Annotated in this window: 16 protein-coding genes; 6 read left to right on the top strand and 10 right to left on the bottom strand. The window is 68.6% G+C overall.

The annotated features are described in order from the left end of the window. Position 1: 1 nt before the first annotated feature. Positions 2-634, top strand: coding sequence for a glutathione S-transferase family protein (locus G8A07_RS11685; RefSeq protein WP_195797153.1), 633 nt, complete (start codon positions 2-4; stop codon positions 632-634). 94 nt (positions 635-728) lie between these two features. Continuing rightward, positions 729-1,841 carry an ABC transporter substrate-binding protein gene (locus G8A07_RS11690; protein WP_195797154.1) on the top strand — a complete coding sequence of 371 codons (1,113 nt, stop codon included), beginning with the start codon at positions 729-731 and terminating at the stop codon, positions 1,839-1,841. Between the two features lie 132 nt (positions 1,842-1,973). Here G8A07_RS11690 and G8A07_RS11695 read toward each other — a convergent pair whose 3' ends face one another. From G8A07_RS11695 to G8A07_RS11715, 5 genes are read right to left on the bottom strand one after another with little or no spacing between them, the layout of a single operon-like run. After that, the gene (locus tag G8A07_RS11695) at positions 1,974-3,836 is read right to left on the bottom strand and encodes a hypothetical protein (RefSeq protein WP_195797155.1); all 1,863 of its coding nucleotides are present in this window, start codon (positions 3,834-3,836) and stop codon (positions 1,974-1,976) included. Further along, positions 3,833-4,573, bottom strand: a complete 741-nt coding sequence (locus G8A07_RS11700; protein ID WP_195797156.1) for a PilW family protein — start codon at positions 4,571-4,573, stop codon at positions 3,833-3,835. The genes G8A07_RS11695 and G8A07_RS11700 overlap by 4 nt, the downstream gene beginning before the upstream one ends. Before the next feature lie 3 nt (positions 4,574-4,576). Then, positions 4,577-4,987 carry a prepilin-type N-terminal cleavage/methylation domain-containing protein gene (locus G8A07_RS11705; protein ID WP_195797157.1) on the bottom strand — a complete coding sequence of 137 codons (411 nt, stop codon included), beginning with the start codon at positions 4,985-4,987 and terminating at the stop codon, positions 4,577-4,579. Further along, positions 4,971-5,402 carry a hypothetical protein gene (locus G8A07_RS11710; protein WP_195797158.1) on the bottom strand — a complete coding sequence of 144 codons (432 nt, stop codon included), beginning with the start codon at positions 5,400-5,402 and terminating at the stop codon, positions 4,971-4,973. Before G8A07_RS11710 ends, G8A07_RS11705 begins: the two co-directional genes overlap by 17 nt. A gap of 38 nt (positions 5,403-5,440) precedes the next feature. Continuing rightward, positions 5,441-5,863, bottom strand: a complete 423-nt coding sequence (locus tag G8A07_RS11715) for a type IV pilin protein (RefSeq protein WP_213086269.1) — start codon at positions 5,861-5,863, stop codon at positions 5,441-5,443. Positions 5,864-6,143: 280 nt separating this feature from the next. Here G8A07_RS11715 and G8A07_RS11720 point away from each other — a divergent pair, with 280 nt between their 5' ends. Together G8A07_RS11720 and G8A07_RS11725 are read left to right on the top strand one after the other, a co-directional pair. After that, on the top strand, positions 6,144-7,037 hold the full coding sequence (locus G8A07_RS11720; protein ID WP_195797159.1) for a DMT family transporter: 894 nt from the start codon (positions 6,144-6,146) through the stop codon (positions 7,035-7,037). A 7-nt stretch (positions 7,038-7,044) separates the two neighbouring features. Next, positions 7,045-7,833, top strand: a complete 789-nt coding sequence (locus G8A07_RS11725) for an SDR family oxidoreductase (protein ID WP_195797160.1) — start codon at positions 7,045-7,047, stop codon at positions 7,831-7,833. Between the two features lie 93 nt (positions 7,834-7,926). On the opposite strand, the gene G8A07_RS11730 is transcribed toward G8A07_RS11725, so the two are convergent. Together G8A07_RS11730 and G8A07_RS11735 are read right to left on the bottom strand one after the other, a co-directional pair. Next, positions 7,927-8,961 carry a CsgG/HfaB family protein gene (locus G8A07_RS11730; RefSeq protein ID WP_195797161.1) on the bottom strand — a complete coding sequence of 345 codons (1,035 nt, stop codon included), beginning with the start codon at positions 8,959-8,961 and terminating at the stop codon, positions 7,927-7,929. Between the two features lie 56 nt (positions 8,962-9,017). Continuing rightward, a complete protein-coding gene (locus G8A07_RS11735; RefSeq protein ID WP_213086296.1) occupies positions 9,018-9,944 on the bottom strand; it encodes a DMT family transporter in 927 nt (308 codons plus the stop codon). A 77-nt stretch (positions 9,945-10,021) separates the two neighbouring features. On the opposite strand from G8A07_RS11735, the gene G8A07_RS11740 reads away from it, so the two are divergent. Next, entirely contained in the window at positions 10,022-11,014 is a 993-nt protein-coding gene (locus G8A07_RS11740) for a quinone oxidoreductase (RefSeq protein ID WP_195797163.1), read from the top strand. On the opposite strand, the gene G8A07_RS11745 is transcribed toward G8A07_RS11740, so the two are convergent. The 3 genes from G8A07_RS11745 to lspA all read right to left on the bottom strand — a co-directional run bounded on the left by G8A07_RS11745 (position 10,994) and on the right by lspA (position 13,925). Continuing rightward, positions 10,994-12,529 carry an ATP-binding protein gene (locus G8A07_RS11745; protein WP_195797164.1) on the bottom strand — a complete coding sequence of 512 codons (1,536 nt, stop codon included), beginning with the start codon at positions 12,527-12,529 and terminating at the stop codon, positions 10,994-10,996. The two genes, G8A07_RS11740 and G8A07_RS11745, sit on opposite strands and share 21 nt — an antisense overlap. 76 nt (positions 12,530-12,605) lie before the next feature. Beyond that, on the bottom strand, positions 12,606-13,391 hold the full coding sequence (locus G8A07_RS11750) for a DUF2189 domain-containing protein (RefSeq protein WP_195797165.1): 786 nt from the start codon (positions 13,389-13,391) through the stop codon (positions 12,606-12,608). Between the two features lie 39 nt (positions 13,392-13,430). Beyond that, positions 13,431-13,925 (bottom strand): signal peptidase II, encoded by a 495-nt coding sequence (gene lspA / locus G8A07_RS11755; protein WP_195797166.1) that lies wholly within the window; start codon positions 13,923-13,925, stop codon positions 13,431-13,433. 153 nt (positions 13,926-14,078) lie between these two features. On the opposite strand from lspA, the gene G8A07_RS11760 reads away from it, so the two are divergent. After that, complete coding sequence (locus tag G8A07_RS11760; protein WP_195797167.1) at positions 14,079-14,588, top strand: DUF1269 domain-containing protein; 510 nt, start codon at positions 14,079-14,081, stop codon at positions 14,586-14,588. Positions 14,589-14,629: the final 41 nt, after the last annotated feature.

The raw sequence follows: 14,629 nt of genomic DNA on the forward strand, positions 1-14,629 counted from the left end.
GATGTACACCCTGTTTGGCAGCCAAGGTTCGGGTTCGGCCATCGTCGAGCTGGCGCTGGAGCGCGCGGCGCGCCCCTTTCGCGTGTTGCGCGCCAGCTCCTGGGAGCCCGATTCGGCGCAGGAGGAGCTGCGGCGCCTGAACCCGCTGATGCAGATCCCGACCCTGGTGCTGCCGGACGGCTCGGTGCTGACCGAAAGCGCCGCGATCCTGATGCATCTGGGCCTGACCCATCCGGCCTCGCGCCTGCTGCCGGCCGAGCCCTCGGCCTGCGCCCAGGTGCTGCGCGGCCTGGTCTTCATCGCGGCCAACTGCTACAGCGCGATCTCCATCCTCGACTTCCCGCAGCGCTACTGCGCGGAGATCGACGAGGCGACCCAGCAGCGCATCCAGCGCGGCACGCGCGCGCAGCTGCATCGCCAATGGGAGGTGTTCGCCGACCAGTTCCCCGGCGCGCCCTTCCTGAACGGCGCCGAGCCCGGTGCACTGGATTTCATGGCGGTGGTGGTGTCCCGATGGTCGGGCAGTCGCGCGCATCTGGCCGCCGCGCGGCCCGCGTTTCACGAGTTGTTGCAAAAGCTGGAGGCCCGGCCGGAGCTGGCGGCGGTGTTTTCGCGCCACTGGCCGGTGGTTTGAGCGTCCAATCGGGCAATTGCTCACATCTTGGGCCGATCGGATCAAGGCGGGGATCGTGCGCTTTGCCACAATCCGCGCCCGGAGGTGACAAGACATGCGACTGCGTGCGATCGTGTTGGGAGTGGCCCTTCTTGGTGGCTTGAATGCCGCCGCCTGGGCCCAGATCAAGATCGGCCAGACGGCCGGCTTCACCGGGGCCGTGGCCGCCGGGGTCAAGGAGGTGACGGACGGCGCCAAGCTGTACCTCGATGCCGTCAATGCCCAGGGCGGCGTGGCGGGCCAGAAGATCGAGCTGGTCTCGCTGGACGACAAGTTCGACCCCAAGCTCAGCGCGCCGAACGCCAAGCAGCTGATCGACCAGGGCGTGCTGGCCCTGTTCCTGACGCGCGGCACGCCGCAGAGCCAGGCCATCCTGCCGCTGCTGGCCGAGCACAAGCTGGCCCTGATCGCGCCCTCGACCGGCGCAATGCTGCTGCACCGGCCGGTGAATCCCTTTGTCTTCAATGTGCGTGCGACCTATCAGCGCGAGGCGGAGCGCGCGGTCCAGCATCTGGCCGGCATGGGCGTGACCCGCATCGGCCTGGTGCAGGTGGACGACAGCTTCGGCGACGACGGTGCCACCGGCGCGCTGAAGGGCCTGCAGACCGCCCGCCTGCAGCCGACCGTGCATCTGAAATACGCGCGCGCCAAGCCCGAACTGGCGCCGCTGATGAAGCAGGTGGCGCAGGCCGATGTGCAGGCGCTGGTCTTCATCGGCGCGGCCGAGCCGACCGCCGATGGCGTGGAGGCGCTGCGCGCCGCCGGCTCGAACGCGCAGCTGGTGACCCTGTCCAACAATGCCTCGTCTGGTTTCATCAAGGCGCTGAAGGGCCAGGCGCGCGGCGTGATCGTCAGCCAGGTGTTCCCGTCCGAGCGCTCGCTGAACACGCCGCTGGTGCGCGAGGCCCAGGGCCTGGCCAAGGCGCGCGGCACCGAGCTGACGCCGCAGAACCTGGAAGGTTTTGCCGCGGCCAAGGTGCTGGTCGAGGGTCTGAAGAAGGCCGCAAAGGACAAGGACCTGAGCCGCGGCGGCCTGCTGCGCGCACTGGACAACCTGGGCAAGTTCGACATCGGCGGCCTGGAGGTCAACTTCAACCCCGGCGACCACACCGGCCTGGACTACGCCGACGTCTCAATCATCGGGCCGGATGGGAAGTTCTGGCGGTGAGATAGATAGCCCACCCCCTACCGGCTGCGCCGGCCCCCTCAAGGGGGCGCGTCCGGAGGCCCGGCGGAGCCGGAGCCTCGGACGCCGCTGGGGAATACGATCGTCGTTCTCGATGTGCGTTGAAAGGCCGCTTCAGCGATATCGCGACCAGAGGATCCTTGCGGCGGGAGGTGCGGCATTGCCACCCTGGCCGCCACCCGGTGTGAAGGTGCTGGGCAGGTTGCGCAGGTCGATCGTGGTGCTGGCGCCGAAGCTGTTGTTGCCGGTGCCATTGCCCATCCGAGCTGCCACCACATGGCCATGCACGACGGTGCTGCCGCCGGTCTGCAGCAGGTCGCCGGCCAGCACGTCGCCGTAGACATGGTTGGCGGCACTGAGGTCGATGCGGCCGCCGCTGTACTTGCCCGAGGGGCCGATGCCGCCCGCGGCGAAGGCGATGTTGCCCAGCGGCTGCGGCGTCAGTTCGGCGCTGCCGGCCTTGCAGTAGCCCTTGGGGCGCAGGCCCGGGAACAAGCTGTTGTTGCAGACCTTGGCATAGCCGGCGTAGTTCAGCGCCTCGGTGGTGTTGTTGCCGGCGGTCGTGATGTTGCCGCTGGCCATGAAGCTGTTTGCGTAGCTGCCCTGGCCCGCGCTCAGATTGCCTTCGAACCAGGCCACGCCCGGTGCCATCGACTGGCCGGCCAGGCTCCAGGTGCCGTTGCTGTAGGACAGGCAGCTGTTGTGCTCCGAATGGCCGGCGCAGATCTTGGCCACGCAGTCGCTGGCGCTGAAGTTGGCGCCGCTCCTGCACAGCCAGTCCTGCTTGTCGGCCTGCCCGGCCAGGAAGTAGCGGCCGTCGGGAATGCCTTCGACCTGGTTGACGGTGACGATGGTCCGATTGTCCGTGTCGCGTTCGAAGCGGTAGTTGGCCGCGGCACGGTACTCGTACACGTCGACGCGCGGCCGGCTGATCGTCTGCTGGGTGCGCGGGGTCAATGCCACCACCAGGCCCGGCACATGGTTCATCCTGACCTGTGTGTTCCAGCCCGGCACCGTCAGGTTCTGGCCGTACTGACCGCTGGCCACTGCGCCGTTGCTGCCCTCGGTATAGCTGCCCTGCACCAAGGCAGAGCCGCTGATCTGCGAGTTGACGGCGACGACGCTGCCCTTGGTCTTGAGGTCGGTGACCTTGGCGTTGCTGCCCAGCTTCACATCGCCGATCGCGGACAGGGTCGGCACCTCATTGCTTTCCAGGCTGATCTTGCCGTTGGCGAACAGGGTGCTGGCCTTGACGCCACCGCTGAGCGTGATGTCGCCCATCGCTTCCAACTGCCGGTAGTTGCCGCTGCCACTCAGGCTGATGTTCCCTTCGGAGAAAACAGTGTCGATGCTGGTGGAGCCACCCAGAGTGACATTGCCGGTGGCGTAGAGCTCATGGATGCCGTTCAGGCTGCCGGCGCCTTGCACCTTGCCATCGACGATCATTCGGGCCTTCTCCTTGCCCAGCACCTTGAGGTCACCGGACAGATCCAGGTTGCCCTTGATGTTGACCGCGTCGTTGCCGCTTTGCCCGCCGCCGCCGGGCTGACCGGTGGCGCAGTAGACCAGCTGCAGCAATGAATTGGCGCCACCGCTGGCACCTCTCAGATTGGCATCGACGCGGGTGCCGCCCTGGCATAGCGGATCCGCCGCGGTCACGGCGGTGACGGTGGCGTTGATGCCCTGAAGGCCCTGGAAGGCGACCGGTGCATTGGCCGGTATCGTGGATGCCTGCGCCGCGCCGCTCTGGGCCAGGTACTGGCGCAACGCCTCGGCGCCGTTCCAGGCGCGCAGCTGGGCCTGGGTCTGGGCATGCACGGTCTGTGACTGCGACTGCGAGCCGCGTACCTGCGAGGCCGCACCCAGCACCAGGGCCATCAGGCCCAGGCCCAGCAGCATCATGAACAGCACCGAAGCCACGCCTTGTTGGCAAGGCTTGGTCACGGGCGGTGAAACTTGGGTGACGGTCTTGTTCATTGGAGAAAGTTGGCCAGGCAGGACAGGTAGCGATTGCCGCTGCCTTCGACGCTGCCGCCGTAGGTCAGCCCGACCCGCACCGCCGCGCTGGGTGCCGTCTGGCCGGTCATCGCCTCGGGCAGAGCGCCATAGGGCCAACAACTGCCGATGTTGACCTGCACGTCCAGCGCCACCGGTTGTTGCAGTAGATTGGGGCCCACCAGGCTGCGACGCTGCCAGCCGAGCTGAGGCCAGTTGGCCGCCAGCGCTTGACAGTCGCCCTGGAAGCTCAGCAGTACGAAGGTGTTGTCACCGGGCTCGGATAGCAGGCCTTGGCAGACCCGTACGTTCGGGGCTGCCGCCAGTGTCCGGTTGGTGACCCAGAGCAGGGCATTGCCCTGAAGCACCGCGCCACTGCCCAGGGGCAGCACAGGAGTGCCTTGCAGGCGATTGCCGTCGAGTCGGGCATTGCTCAACAGCACCAGATGCTGGGCCGAGCTGGCATCGGCAATGCCAAAGCCGGCCTCCTGCAGCGCGATCTGGGCTGCCAACAGGCCGGAGGCCAACTGACCATCCAGCTGGCTGGCCGGGATCACGCCACGCGGGCCGGCGGCCTGCTGGAGTGCGGTCCGATACAGGGCCATGCCGGCGACCACCGCCAGCATCGAGATCAGCATGCCCACCATCAGGGCCACCAGGCTGGCCCCGGCCTGACGGCGCTGGCGCAAAAGGGGAAGGAGGGGGCGCTGCTTGCTCATGCCTCAGTTCCTCAGGGTCAGGGTGCCGGGGCCTAGCAAGGTTTCGGCCCTGACCTCGTACTGCAGCTGCACCGACGTCGTGTTGCGCTCGATGTTGTCGATGGTGACGATCACCGGGACCACGCGGCAGGTCCGGTTGACGTCGTCGATGCTCAGGTTGGGCCCCAAGGGCAGGTCGCGGCTGCTGGTGGTCTCGCCGGCGTTGGGGCAGCCCTGGGCCATGCCGTTGGTCTGGAGGTCCGCGCGCACGCCTTGCACCGCGAGGCTCTGGGCCTTGTGGAACTTGCTGGCCATCATCGTGCGGCCCAGCGCATGGGCCATGCCCAGGCCCAGCACGCTCAGCAGCACCATGGCGACCAAGGCTTCTACCAGCGAGACGCCGCGCTGGCGCTGCTTGTCAATTGAGCGTGCCATCGATCGGTTCCTGATTGCGGCTGATGGTGTAGTTGAGATTCATGCCGCAGTTGATGCCGGCAACCGAGCTGGGCAGCAATTGGCCGGCGCTGTCCATCGCTAGGCAGGCGTCGTTGGGCTCCTGGTTCTGGAACTGGATGCCTGCGGTTGGCCGCCCCAGCCAGAGTGCGTTGGCGCAATTGCGCTGGGCCGGCGCAGCGCCGAAGACGCACAACTGGCCGTTCAGGCTCAGCAGCACGGCCGCGGGTTGCCCCATCGGCTGGCCGTTGGGATTGCGCAGCGCCCGGGCCTTCAATTCGCTCATGGCCTGGTTCAGCAGCGCCTGGCTTTGGCGCATCGCGGTTTTGTCGAGCCAGACCCGGTTCAACGCGGTGCCGCCGACCGCTAGCAGCATGGTCAGCGCAAGCGCCATCATCAGTTCGACCAGGCCGATACCGCGCTGCGGGGCCCTCGTCACCATGCCGTGAAGCCGCAGGCCGCACTGGCCGAGCTGACATTGGCCTCGGTCAGGCTCATCGTGCAGCCAGCCAGGCGGCCCCGGCCGGTAGCGGTCAAGGTGTAGGCATTGGCGGTGCTGACCAGGGTGTAGCGGAAATGGGCCTTCTGGGTCGGCGACCAGCCGGAGAACTTGGCCGTGGTGGCCTCGGTGTCGGCGGGATTTACCGGATAACCCAGCTGCAGTTGGAACTGGTTCTGCAGGTTCAGCGCCAGCGCAGCCAGATCGGCGCTGGCGTCGCGGGCGCGGCTCTTGTCGATGAAGCTGGTGTAGCTGGGGATGGCCACCGCGGCCAGGATGGCCGCGACGACCACCGCGACCATCAGTTCGACCAGGGTGAAACCGGCCATGCCGCCGGTGCGGCGGCGGTGGTCTTGCATCGTTCTTCTTCGCATCGCTAACAACCCTCCATCCCTCTGCGGACCCGTCCTGGTTCTTCGCGTGTGGGCGAGACCGGATCGAATGATTGGTATCGTGTTTTGAACACCAGACGAATACCAATTTTAGCGAGCGAAACAATTCATTACCTTGGTGGCGGTCAAGCAATGCCCGGCGGCCGTGCATTTGTGCGCAGGGCAGCCGTCTTGTGGCGCGTCCGGCAAGGCCGGCTTGTGTCCAAACGAAGGGCGGGCGGCCGGGCGGCTTTCTACAATGCCGCGGATGTCTTCCGAACCCAAGCCGCTGTGGCCAGGTCTGGCACTCGCCTCGATGGGGGCGGTGGCCTTCTCCGGCAAGGCCATCATCGTCAAGCTGGCCTACCGCCACGGCGTCGATGCGGTCACCCTGATCATGCTGCGCATGCTGTTCGCGCTGCCCCTGTTCCTGCTGCTGTCCTGGTGGGCCGGGCGCGGCAAGCCGGCGCTGACGCGGCGCGACTGGATCGCGATCCTGGGCCTGGGCTTCTCCGGCTACTACCTGGCCAGCTTCCTGGACTTCGCCGGCCTGGCCTATGTATCGGCCAGCTTCGAGCGGCTGATCCTTTATCTGAACCCGACCCTGGTGCTGTTCCTGGGCTGGATCCTGTTCAAGCGCCGGGTGACCGGGCGGCAGCTGATCGCGCTGGGCGTCAGCTATGCCGGCGTGCTGCTGGTGTTCGGCCAGGAGCTGCAACTGCAGGGCAGCCATGTCGCGCTGGGCGCGGGGCTGGTGTTCGGCAGCGCGGTCAGCTATGCGCTCTACCTGGTCTACAGCGGCGAGGAGGTCAAGCGCCTGGGCGCGATGCGCCTGACCGGCCTGGCGACGACCGTGGCCTGCCTGCTGTGCATCGGCCAGTTCCTGCTGCTGCGCCCGGTCTCGGGGCTGGCGGCGCTGGCGCCCGAGGTCTGGTGGCTGTCGCTGCTGAACGCGACCGCCTGCACCTTCGCGCCGGTGCTGATGGTGATGATGGCGATCGAGCGGGTCGGCGCGACGATCGCGGCCCAGACCGGCATGATCGGCCCGATGTCCACGATACTGATGGGCGTGTGGATCCTCGGCGAGCCCTTCACCCCCTGGGTGGCGGCCGGCACGGTCCTGGTGTTGGGCGGCGTGTGGCTGCTGACCAAATGGAGATAGGCGAAGTATGGATTTCGGACTGAAGGGCCGCTGGGCCCTGGTATGCGCGGCCAGCAAGGGCCTGGGCCGCGGCTGCGCCGAGGCGCTGGCGGGCGAGGGCGTCAATGTGGTGATCACGGCGCGCGGCGCCGAGGCGCTGGAGGCGACGGCGGCGGCGATCCGCGCCGCCTACCCCGGCGTCGACGTGCGCACGGTGGCCGGTGACATCGCGACGCCTGAGGGCCGCGCCGCCGCGCTGGCGGCCTGCCCGCAGGTGGACATCCTGGTCAACAACGCCGGCGGCCCGCCGCCCGGCGATTTCCGCGACTGGGGCCGCGAGCAATGGCTGGCGGCGCTGGAGGCGAACATGCTGACCCCGATCGAGCTGATCAAGGCCACGGTGGATGGCATGGCCGAGCGCGGCTTCGGCCGCATCGTGAACATCACCTCGGGCGCGGTGAAGGCGCCGATCGACACGCTGGGCCTGTCCAACGGCGCGCGCTCGGGCCTGACCGGCTTCGTCGCCGGCCTGGCGCGCCAGCCTCGCCTGGCCGGCCGCAACGTGACCCTGAACAACCTGCTGCCCGGCGCCTTCGATACCGAGCGCCTGCAGAAGACCCTGGCCGCCGGCGCGGCCAAGAGCGGCCAGGCGGCCGACGAGGTGGCCGCCAAGCGCCGCGGCGCGATCCCGGCCCAGCGCTTCGGCAGCGCGGCCGAGTTCGGCGCGGTCTGCGCGATGCTGTGCAGTCAGCAGATGGGCTATCTGACCGGGCAGAACATCCTGCTGGACGGCGGGGCCTACCCGGGTACGTTCTGAAGTACTGGCCAAGTCGTTCGCCGGGCTGCCCCAAGAACGACTTGCGCCCCCTCGGGGGGCGGCCCGTTGTGACGGGCCGGGGGCAGATATGTTTTACTGTTTGCGGACCAGCACCTTCTTGACCCAGCCCTCGCCCTTGCCGGACTGGACCTTCAGGTAGCCGTCGCGCTCCTCGCCGAGATAGAGCACCTCGTCGCTGCGCGCCAGGGTCTGCAGCTCCGGCGCGCCCTCGCGCGGCTGGCGCAGCACCTTGGCGCCGCCGATCTTGGGCACCATCACATCGCCCTCGGCCGCGGCATTGGCCTGCACGCTGCCGGCCGCGTTGCGCTGCGAGGCCTCGCCGGCGCGCGCCTGGATCAGCGAGGGGTTGCTGCGGATCGCCCGCACGATGTTGTTCCAGTTGTCGATGAAGGAGGCGACAATCACCTTGCCCTCGTTGGTGTTCGAGTAGCCGCCCAGGGCCGCGCCGCCCCCGCCACCGAACAGCGCGCCACCGAGTGAGAAATCGGCCTTCTCGGCGCTGCCCTCGGCCGCCGCGACCTGGATGCCGGAGCGCGAGTCGGACAGCAGCAGACTGGTCTGCGCCTGCTTGAACTTGAGCCCGCCGGCGATGCCGCCGATCAGCCGCCCGGCGCTGCCGCCGAAGGCGCCCAGCAGGCCGCCGCCGATGCCGCCGGCATTGTTCTCGCTGAACACCACATTGGGCGTGACCAGGAAATCGGCCGTCACCATCTGGCCGCGGCCGATGTTCTGGTCGGCCTGCAGCTGGCCGGACTGGGCCAGCGCGCGCTCCTGCATCATGTTCTGCATCGCCATGCCGCGCTCGACCACCTGGAAGCAGTTGGACTGCTGGATTAGCATGCGGATCACGCTGGTCGGCGAGCCCAGCTGGTAGCGCTGCAGCGCCATCGCCAGCGAGGATTGCGGCTCGACCACCGCGATCGTGCCCTTGGGGGCATCGCAGCGCTCCAGTTCGGCCGAGGCGTTGTGCGCGCCTTCGGGGCCGGCGCTGCCGGTGGCCTTGGAGCCGCCCTTGCCCAGCTCCTGGGCGGGCGCGGCGAGCGTCGTCATCAGCATCAGGGCGCCGGCCAGGGCGCGCCATGGATGGGTCTTCAGCAAGGAAGGCATACATCACCTCCGGTTCGCGAACGACCGGATGATTTTAGGCCCGTGCTGACGTTTGCTTACAGACTTCGATCTGGGGATCTGGCCGGCCGTGCCGACACCACGATGCCGGCGGCGATCAGCGCGAAGGCCAGGCCGTGGTACCAGGCCGGCCATTCGCCCAGCAGGGCGGCCGACATCAGCGCGGCGAACACCGGCGTCAGGTTGACGAAGAAGCCGGCCAGGGTCGGCCCGGCCTCGGCCACGCCCTGGCCCCAGCAGCGGTAGGCGATCAGCGAGGGGCCGATTGCGACATAGGCCAGGGCCAGGGCAAGACCTGGCCCCCAGACCAGCGGCTGCTCGGTCCAGCTCTGCTCCAGCCCGGCGCTGCCGGCCGCGAACAGCAGGCCGAACACCAGCTGGCTCATCATCGTCTCGGCCCAGTTCCAGGCGGGCTTCTGCTCGCCTTGCATATGCGCCGGCGGGCGCGCCAGCAGCCAGCTGTAGACCGCCCAGGAGAAGATCGCCAGCAGCATCAGCAGGTCGCCCGGCAGGAACTGCAGCTCGCGCAGGCGCTCCAGCTGGCCATGGGTGATCACCAGCGCCACGCCCAGCAGCGATAGCAGCGCGCCCCAGAACTGCTGGCGCGAGGGCCGCACGCCGTACATCAGCGCGCCGACCGCCAGCATCCAGACCGGCATGCTGGCCGTGATCAGGGTGACGTTCAACGCGGTGGAGCTGCGCAGCGCCTGGTACTGCAGCGCGTTGTAGCAGCCCATGCCCAGCACGCCGATCAGCAGCAGATAGGGCCAGCGCGCCAGCAGCGCGGCCGGCCGGCGCAAGAGGCGCCAGGCCAGCGGCAAGAGCAGCAGGAACACCAGGGACCAGCGCATCGCATTGAGCAGCAGCGGCGGCACGCTGGTCGACACCATGCGGCCGACGACGGCATTGCCGGCCCACATCAGCGGCGGCAGGGTGAGCAGCAGGGCCAGGCGGGGCGTCAGCATCACGGTCGTCGTCGGCAAGGATGGACAAAGGCTGGCACGATAGCGGAGTTCATCTATTCCCCATCAGGAGCAAGCCCATGAGTCGTGGCGAAAAAGCCGTCCAGATCGAGGCCCCGGGCGGGCCTGAGGTGCTGCACTGGGTCGATGTCGAGGTCGGCGCGCCCGGTCCCGGCGAGGTCCGCATCCGCCATCAGGCCCTGGGCCTGAACTACATCGACGTCTACCACCGCAGCGGCGCCTACCCGCTGCCGCTGCCGGCACGCCTGGGCATGGAGGCCGCGGGCATCATCGAGGCGGTGGGCGAGGGTGTCACGCATCTGGAGGTCGGCGACCGCGCCGCCTATGCCAGCCAGCCGCCCGGCGCCTATGCGACGGCGCGCGTGATGCCGGCGCGTTGCGTTGTGCGATTGCCGGAGGCCATCGACTTCGAGACCGGCGCTGCGATGATGCTGAAGGGCCTGACCGCGCAATACCTCTTGCGCCGCACGCTGCCGCAGGGCGGGCTGGCGGCGGGGGACTTCGTGCTGTTCCATGCCGCGGCCGGCGGGGTCGGCCTGATCGCCTGCCAATGGGCGAAGGCGCTGGGCCTGAACCTGATCGCCACTGCCGGCTCGGACGAGAAATGCGCGCTGGCGCTGCGCTCCGGCGCGGCCCATGCGATCAACTACCGGCGCGAGGACTTCGCCGCGCGGGTCAAGGACATCACCGACGGCCGCGGCGTCAAGGTGGTGTACGACTCGGTGGGCCTGGACACCTTCGAGGGTTCGCTGAACAGCCTGGCGCCCTTTGGCCTCCTGGTCAGCTTCGGCAATGCCTCGGGCTTCGCGCCGCCGCTGCAGCTGGGCCAGCTGGCGGCCAAGGGCTCGCTCTATGTGACGCGGCCGACCCTGTTCACCCATCTGAGCTCGCGCGAGATCACGCAGGAGATGGCCGACGACCTGTTTGCGGTGGTGGGCAGCGGCGCGGTGAAGATCCATGTCGAGCAGCGCTATCCGCTCGAGCAGATCGTCCAGGCGCATCGGGACCTGGAGGCCCGCAAGACCATCGGTTCAGGCGTGCTGCTGGTCTGAGGCGGCCGCGGCCAGCGCGGGCTGGCCGTTCAGCGACGCCGGCGTGCCGGCCGCGGGCTGCTGGCCGCGCTGCAGGCTCAGCTCGAAGCTGAAGCAGGAGCCGGTGCCGGGCTGGCTTTCCACCGCGACCCGGCCGCCCATCAGGTTCACCAGGCGCTGCACGATGGTCAGGCCCAGGCCGGTGCCGCCGTAGCGGCGCGTGATGCTGCCGTCGGCCTGGGTGAAGGGGTCGAAGATCTGCGCGATCTGCTCGCGCGTCATGCCGATGCCAGTGTCATGCACCGAGAAGCGCAGCTGCGCCGGGGTCTCGCAGGCGCTGCCGTCGTCGATGCGCTGCACCTCCAGCCGCACCTCACCCTTCTCGGTGAACTTCAGCGCATTGCCGACCAGGTTCACCAGCACCTGGCGCAGGCGCAGCGCATCGCCCAGCACATGCAGGGGCACGCCGGGCTGCACACGCGCATGCAGGCCGATGCCTTTCTCATGCGCATGCAGCAGCAGCGGCTGCAGCGCCTCGCGCAGGCAGTCGTGCAACGAGAAGGGGTGTTGTTCGATCTGCACCCGGCCGGCCTCGATCTTGGCCACGTCCAGCAGGTCGTTGATGATGACCATCAGGCCCTTGGCCGAGTTGTGCGCCAGCTCGATGAACTTGCGCTGGCGTTCGGACAGCTCGGTCTGCAGCACCAGTTCGGTCAGGCCCAGTACGCCGTTCATCGGCGTGCGGATCTCATGGCTCATATTGGCCAGGAAGCTGCTCTTGGCCTGGCTGGCGGCCTCGGCCGCCTCGCGCGCCGCCTCCAGCGCGGCCTGGCTGGCCTTCAGGTCGGCGATGTCGCGCGCATTGAACTGCATCACCAGCTCGCCGGTCACCGGGTCGCGCATCGGCCGCGCGTCGACGCCATGCCAGCGCCGCCCGCCGGTGGTGATGAGCTCCAGGTCGGCGGCGAAGCTGTGGCCGCGTTGCACCTGACCGAAGATGCGCCGCGCCAGGTCGGGGTCCGGGAACATCGCCAGGAAGGCCTTGTTGCCGCGCTCCTCGCCGAGGGCGAAGGCGGTGGCCGCGGCCGGGTTGCGCATCAGCACCGAGCCGTCCTTCAGGCTGAACATCGCGATGCGCACCGAGGTGTGCTGCAGCGCCTCGACGCCGCGCAGCATGCTCTTGTCGACGCCGGCCGGCAGCGCGTCGGCCGCGAACAGGATCACCTGGCGCCGGTCCGGGGTGCGCATGCCGCGCGAGACCAGCAGCACCGTGGTGGCCTGGCCGCGGGGGTAGAGCGTCCATTGCTCGCGCACGATCTTGCCCTGCACATGGTCGGCCGCGGTGACCGCCAGGCGCTCCTTGACCATCGGGCTGGTGTCGGAGAAATCGCGCGAGAGGAATTCCTCGGCGCTCTCGGCGCGCCAGAAGGACAGCGCCGCCGCGTTCGCCCAGAGATTGCGCTGATGCTCCTGGTCGAACACCCACATGGGCACGTCGAGCCAGTCGTAATGCGTCAAGCTGGAGAAATCAAGCATGGGCGGCGTGGTTTGCAAGCGCCGCATTGTCGCCGCTGGCGCGTGACAGGCCCTCGGGATTTTCGCGCTGTCGTGTTCAGTCCATCACGGCGGCGCGGTATGCATGCCAGCTCGCATGGCCCAGCAGCGGGCCGACCAGCAGCAGGCCGGCGAAGCCCGGCAGCAGGGCCAGCAGCACCAGGGCGGTGATCAGCGCCCCCCACCAGAGCATCACCCCGGTCTGGGTCAGCACCAGGCGCAGGCTGGTCAGGGCGGCGCTGACCGCATCGGTGGGCCGGTCCAAGAGCATCGGCATCGCGACCACGCTGATGCCGAAGATCAGACCGGCGAACAGCGCGCCGACCGCCAGATAGGCGAGGACGAAGCCCAGGTTCTCCGGATCCAGCAACAGCTTCCACAGCGAGCCGCCGAAGTCCGGCATGCCGTCGAAGCTGACCGCAAACACCACCAGGGCCGCGCGGCCCCACAGCATCTCCAGGATCAGCAGCACGAAGCCGAACAGCGCCAGCTGCGGCAGCCGGCTCTCCCAGGCCAGCAGCGAGTCGCCCAGATCGGGCGCCTCGCCGCGCTCCAGGCGCTGGCTGACCTGGTACAGGCCCAGACAGAGGAAAGGCCCCATCAGCAGGAAGCCGGCCGACAGCGCCAGGGTGTAGGCCGGCGCATGGCGGAACACCGCCAGCAGGGCCCAGCCCATCGCCATGAAGCAGGCACCATAGAACAGGCCGATGCCCGGCGCGCGGCGCAGGTCGCGCCAACCGGCGGCCAGCCAGCGCAGCGGGTCGCCAAAGCGCAGGGCGCGCAGCGGGATGTCGAAGGCGGTCGGCGGATGCCGTCCGTCGGCCGGTGGTTCGATCGGGGCCATGGCGCAATCTAGTGCGCCGCGGCCCCGCGACCAAGGGGGTTAGCCCTTGCGCACGCGGCGCAGCTCGTCCCAGATCAGCAGGATCGCGCCGACCGTGATCGCGCTGTCGGCGATGTTGAAGGAGGGGAAGTACCAGCCGCCCCAGTGGACCTGGATGAAATCGACCACATAGCCGTGCAGCAGGCGGTCCACCACATTGCCGATCGCGCCGCCCAGGATCAGGGACAGCGCGCTGGCGAACAGGGTCTGCTGGCCGTGGCGGCGCAGCATCCAGGTGATGAAGATCGTCGCGACGACGCCCAGGCCGACGAAGAACCAGCGCTGCCAGCCCGAGGCGCCGGCCAGGAAGCTGAAGGCGGCGCCGGTGTTGTGCACCCGCACGACATTGAAGAAGCTGGTGACGAAGCGGCTGTCGCCGAGCTGGAAATGGCCCAGGATCAGGGTTTTGCTGAACTGGTCCAGCACGATGATCAGCAGGGCGATGCCCAGCCATTGCAGCAGGCGGGGCGACGAGGCGGAAGATGACTTTGACATGAAAAAGGCACGGAGTGCTCAAACCTGGGCGCTACTGTAGCCGCTCGCTTGCCGCCGGCCGGTTTCAGGAGTAGAAGAAAACCTCGTCGTGCCGTGCGACGCGTGGTGCTGCCGCAGACATCGACACCGGACCCGACCAAAGGAGCTCCTCCCATGCGCAAACGCATCTACTGGCTGCTGCCGGACCTGGACAGTGCCACCAAGACCATGAACGAGCTGCTGCTGGCCCGCATCAGCGAATACCACATCCATTTCGCGGCGCGCGAGGGTGCGGACATGACGGGACTGCATCCGGCCAACTTCCTGCAGACCTCGGACGTGATCGAAGCGGCCCAGCGCGGCATGCTCTTGGGCGCGGGCGTGGGGGCGGCGATGGGCGTCGTCGGCGCCTATGTGCTGGCCGGCCTGGCGGCGCCGGCGGCGATCGTGATCGCGCTGGCGGTGCTGGGCTCGGTGCTGGGCACCTGGTGGTCCAGCATGATCGGCAGCTCGACGCCGAGCCGGCGCCTGCGCCGTTTCGCCGACGCCATCGCGGCGGGCCAGTACCTGCTGATGGTCGATGTGCCGCGCTCGCGCGTCGCGCAGATCGAGGAGCTGCTGCAGCGCACCCATCCGGAGGCGCATTTCGAGGGCGTCGAACCGAACGTTCCGGCCTTCCCCTGAGCTCGGGCTCAGCCGGAAACAACAAGGGGCGCCGTGGCGCC

Origin of the sequence: Roseateles sp. DAIF2 (assembly GCF_015624425.1) — a bacterium.
Taxonomy (GTDB): Bacteria; Pseudomonadota; Gammaproteobacteria; order Burkholderiales; family Burkholderiaceae_C; genus Kinneretia.

Coding starts and splice junctions, on each gene's coding strand:
- G8A07_RS11685 (WP_195797153.1), top strand. CDS start 2: ATGTACACCCTGTTTGGCAGCCAAGGTTCGGGTTCGGCCATCGTCGAG.
- G8A07_RS11690 (WP_195797154.1), top strand. CDS start 729: ATGCGACTGCGTGCGATCGTGTTGGGAGTGGCCCTTCTTGGTGGCTTG.
- G8A07_RS11695 (WP_195797155.1), bottom strand. CDS start 3,836: ATGAACAAGACCGTCACCCAAGTTTCACCGCCCGTGACCAAGCCTTGC.
- G8A07_RS11700 (WP_195797156.1), bottom strand. CDS start 4,573: ATGAGCAAGCAGCGCCCCCTCCTTCCCCTTTTGCGCCAGCGCCGTCAG.
- G8A07_RS11705 (WP_195797157.1), bottom strand. CDS start 4,987: ATGGCACGCTCAATTGACAAGCAGCGCCAGCGCGGCGTCTCGCTGGTA.
- G8A07_RS11710 (WP_195797158.1), bottom strand. CDS start 5,402: ATGATGGCGCTTGCGCTGACCATGCTGCTAGCGGTCGGCGGCACCGCG.
- G8A07_RS11715 (WP_213086269.1), bottom strand. CDS start 5,863: ATGCAAGACCACCGCCGCCGCACCGGCGGCATGGCCGGTTTCACCCTG.
- G8A07_RS11720 (WP_195797159.1), top strand. CDS start 6,144: ATGTCTTCCGAACCCAAGCCGCTGTGGCCAGGTCTGGCACTCGCCTCG.
- G8A07_RS11725 (WP_195797160.1), top strand. CDS start 7,045: ATGGATTTCGGACTGAAGGGCCGCTGGGCCCTGGTATGCGCGGCCAGC.
- G8A07_RS11730 (WP_195797161.1), bottom strand. CDS start 8,961: ATGCCTTCCTTGCTGAAGACCCATCCATGGCGCGCCCTGGCCGGCGCC.
- G8A07_RS11735 (WP_213086296.1), bottom strand. CDS start 9,944: ATGCTGACGCCCCGCCTGGCCCTGCTGCTCACCCTGCCGCCGCTGATG.
- G8A07_RS11740 (WP_195797163.1), top strand. CDS start 10,022: ATGAGTCGTGGCGAAAAAGCCGTCCAGATCGAGGCCCCGGGCGGGCCT.
- G8A07_RS11745 (WP_195797164.1), bottom strand. CDS start 12,529: ATGCTTGATTTCTCCAGCTTGACGCATTACGACTGGCTCGACGTGCCC.
- G8A07_RS11750 (WP_195797165.1), bottom strand. CDS start 13,391: ATGGCCCCGATCGAACCACCGGCCGACGGACGGCATCCGCCGACCGCC.
- lspA (WP_195797166.1), bottom strand. CDS start 13,925: ATGTCAAAGTCATCTTCCGCCTCGTCGCCCCGCCTGCTGCAATGGCTG.
- G8A07_RS11760 (WP_195797167.1), top strand. CDS start 14,079: ATGCGCAAACGCATCTACTGGCTGCTGCCGGACCTGGACAGTGCCACC.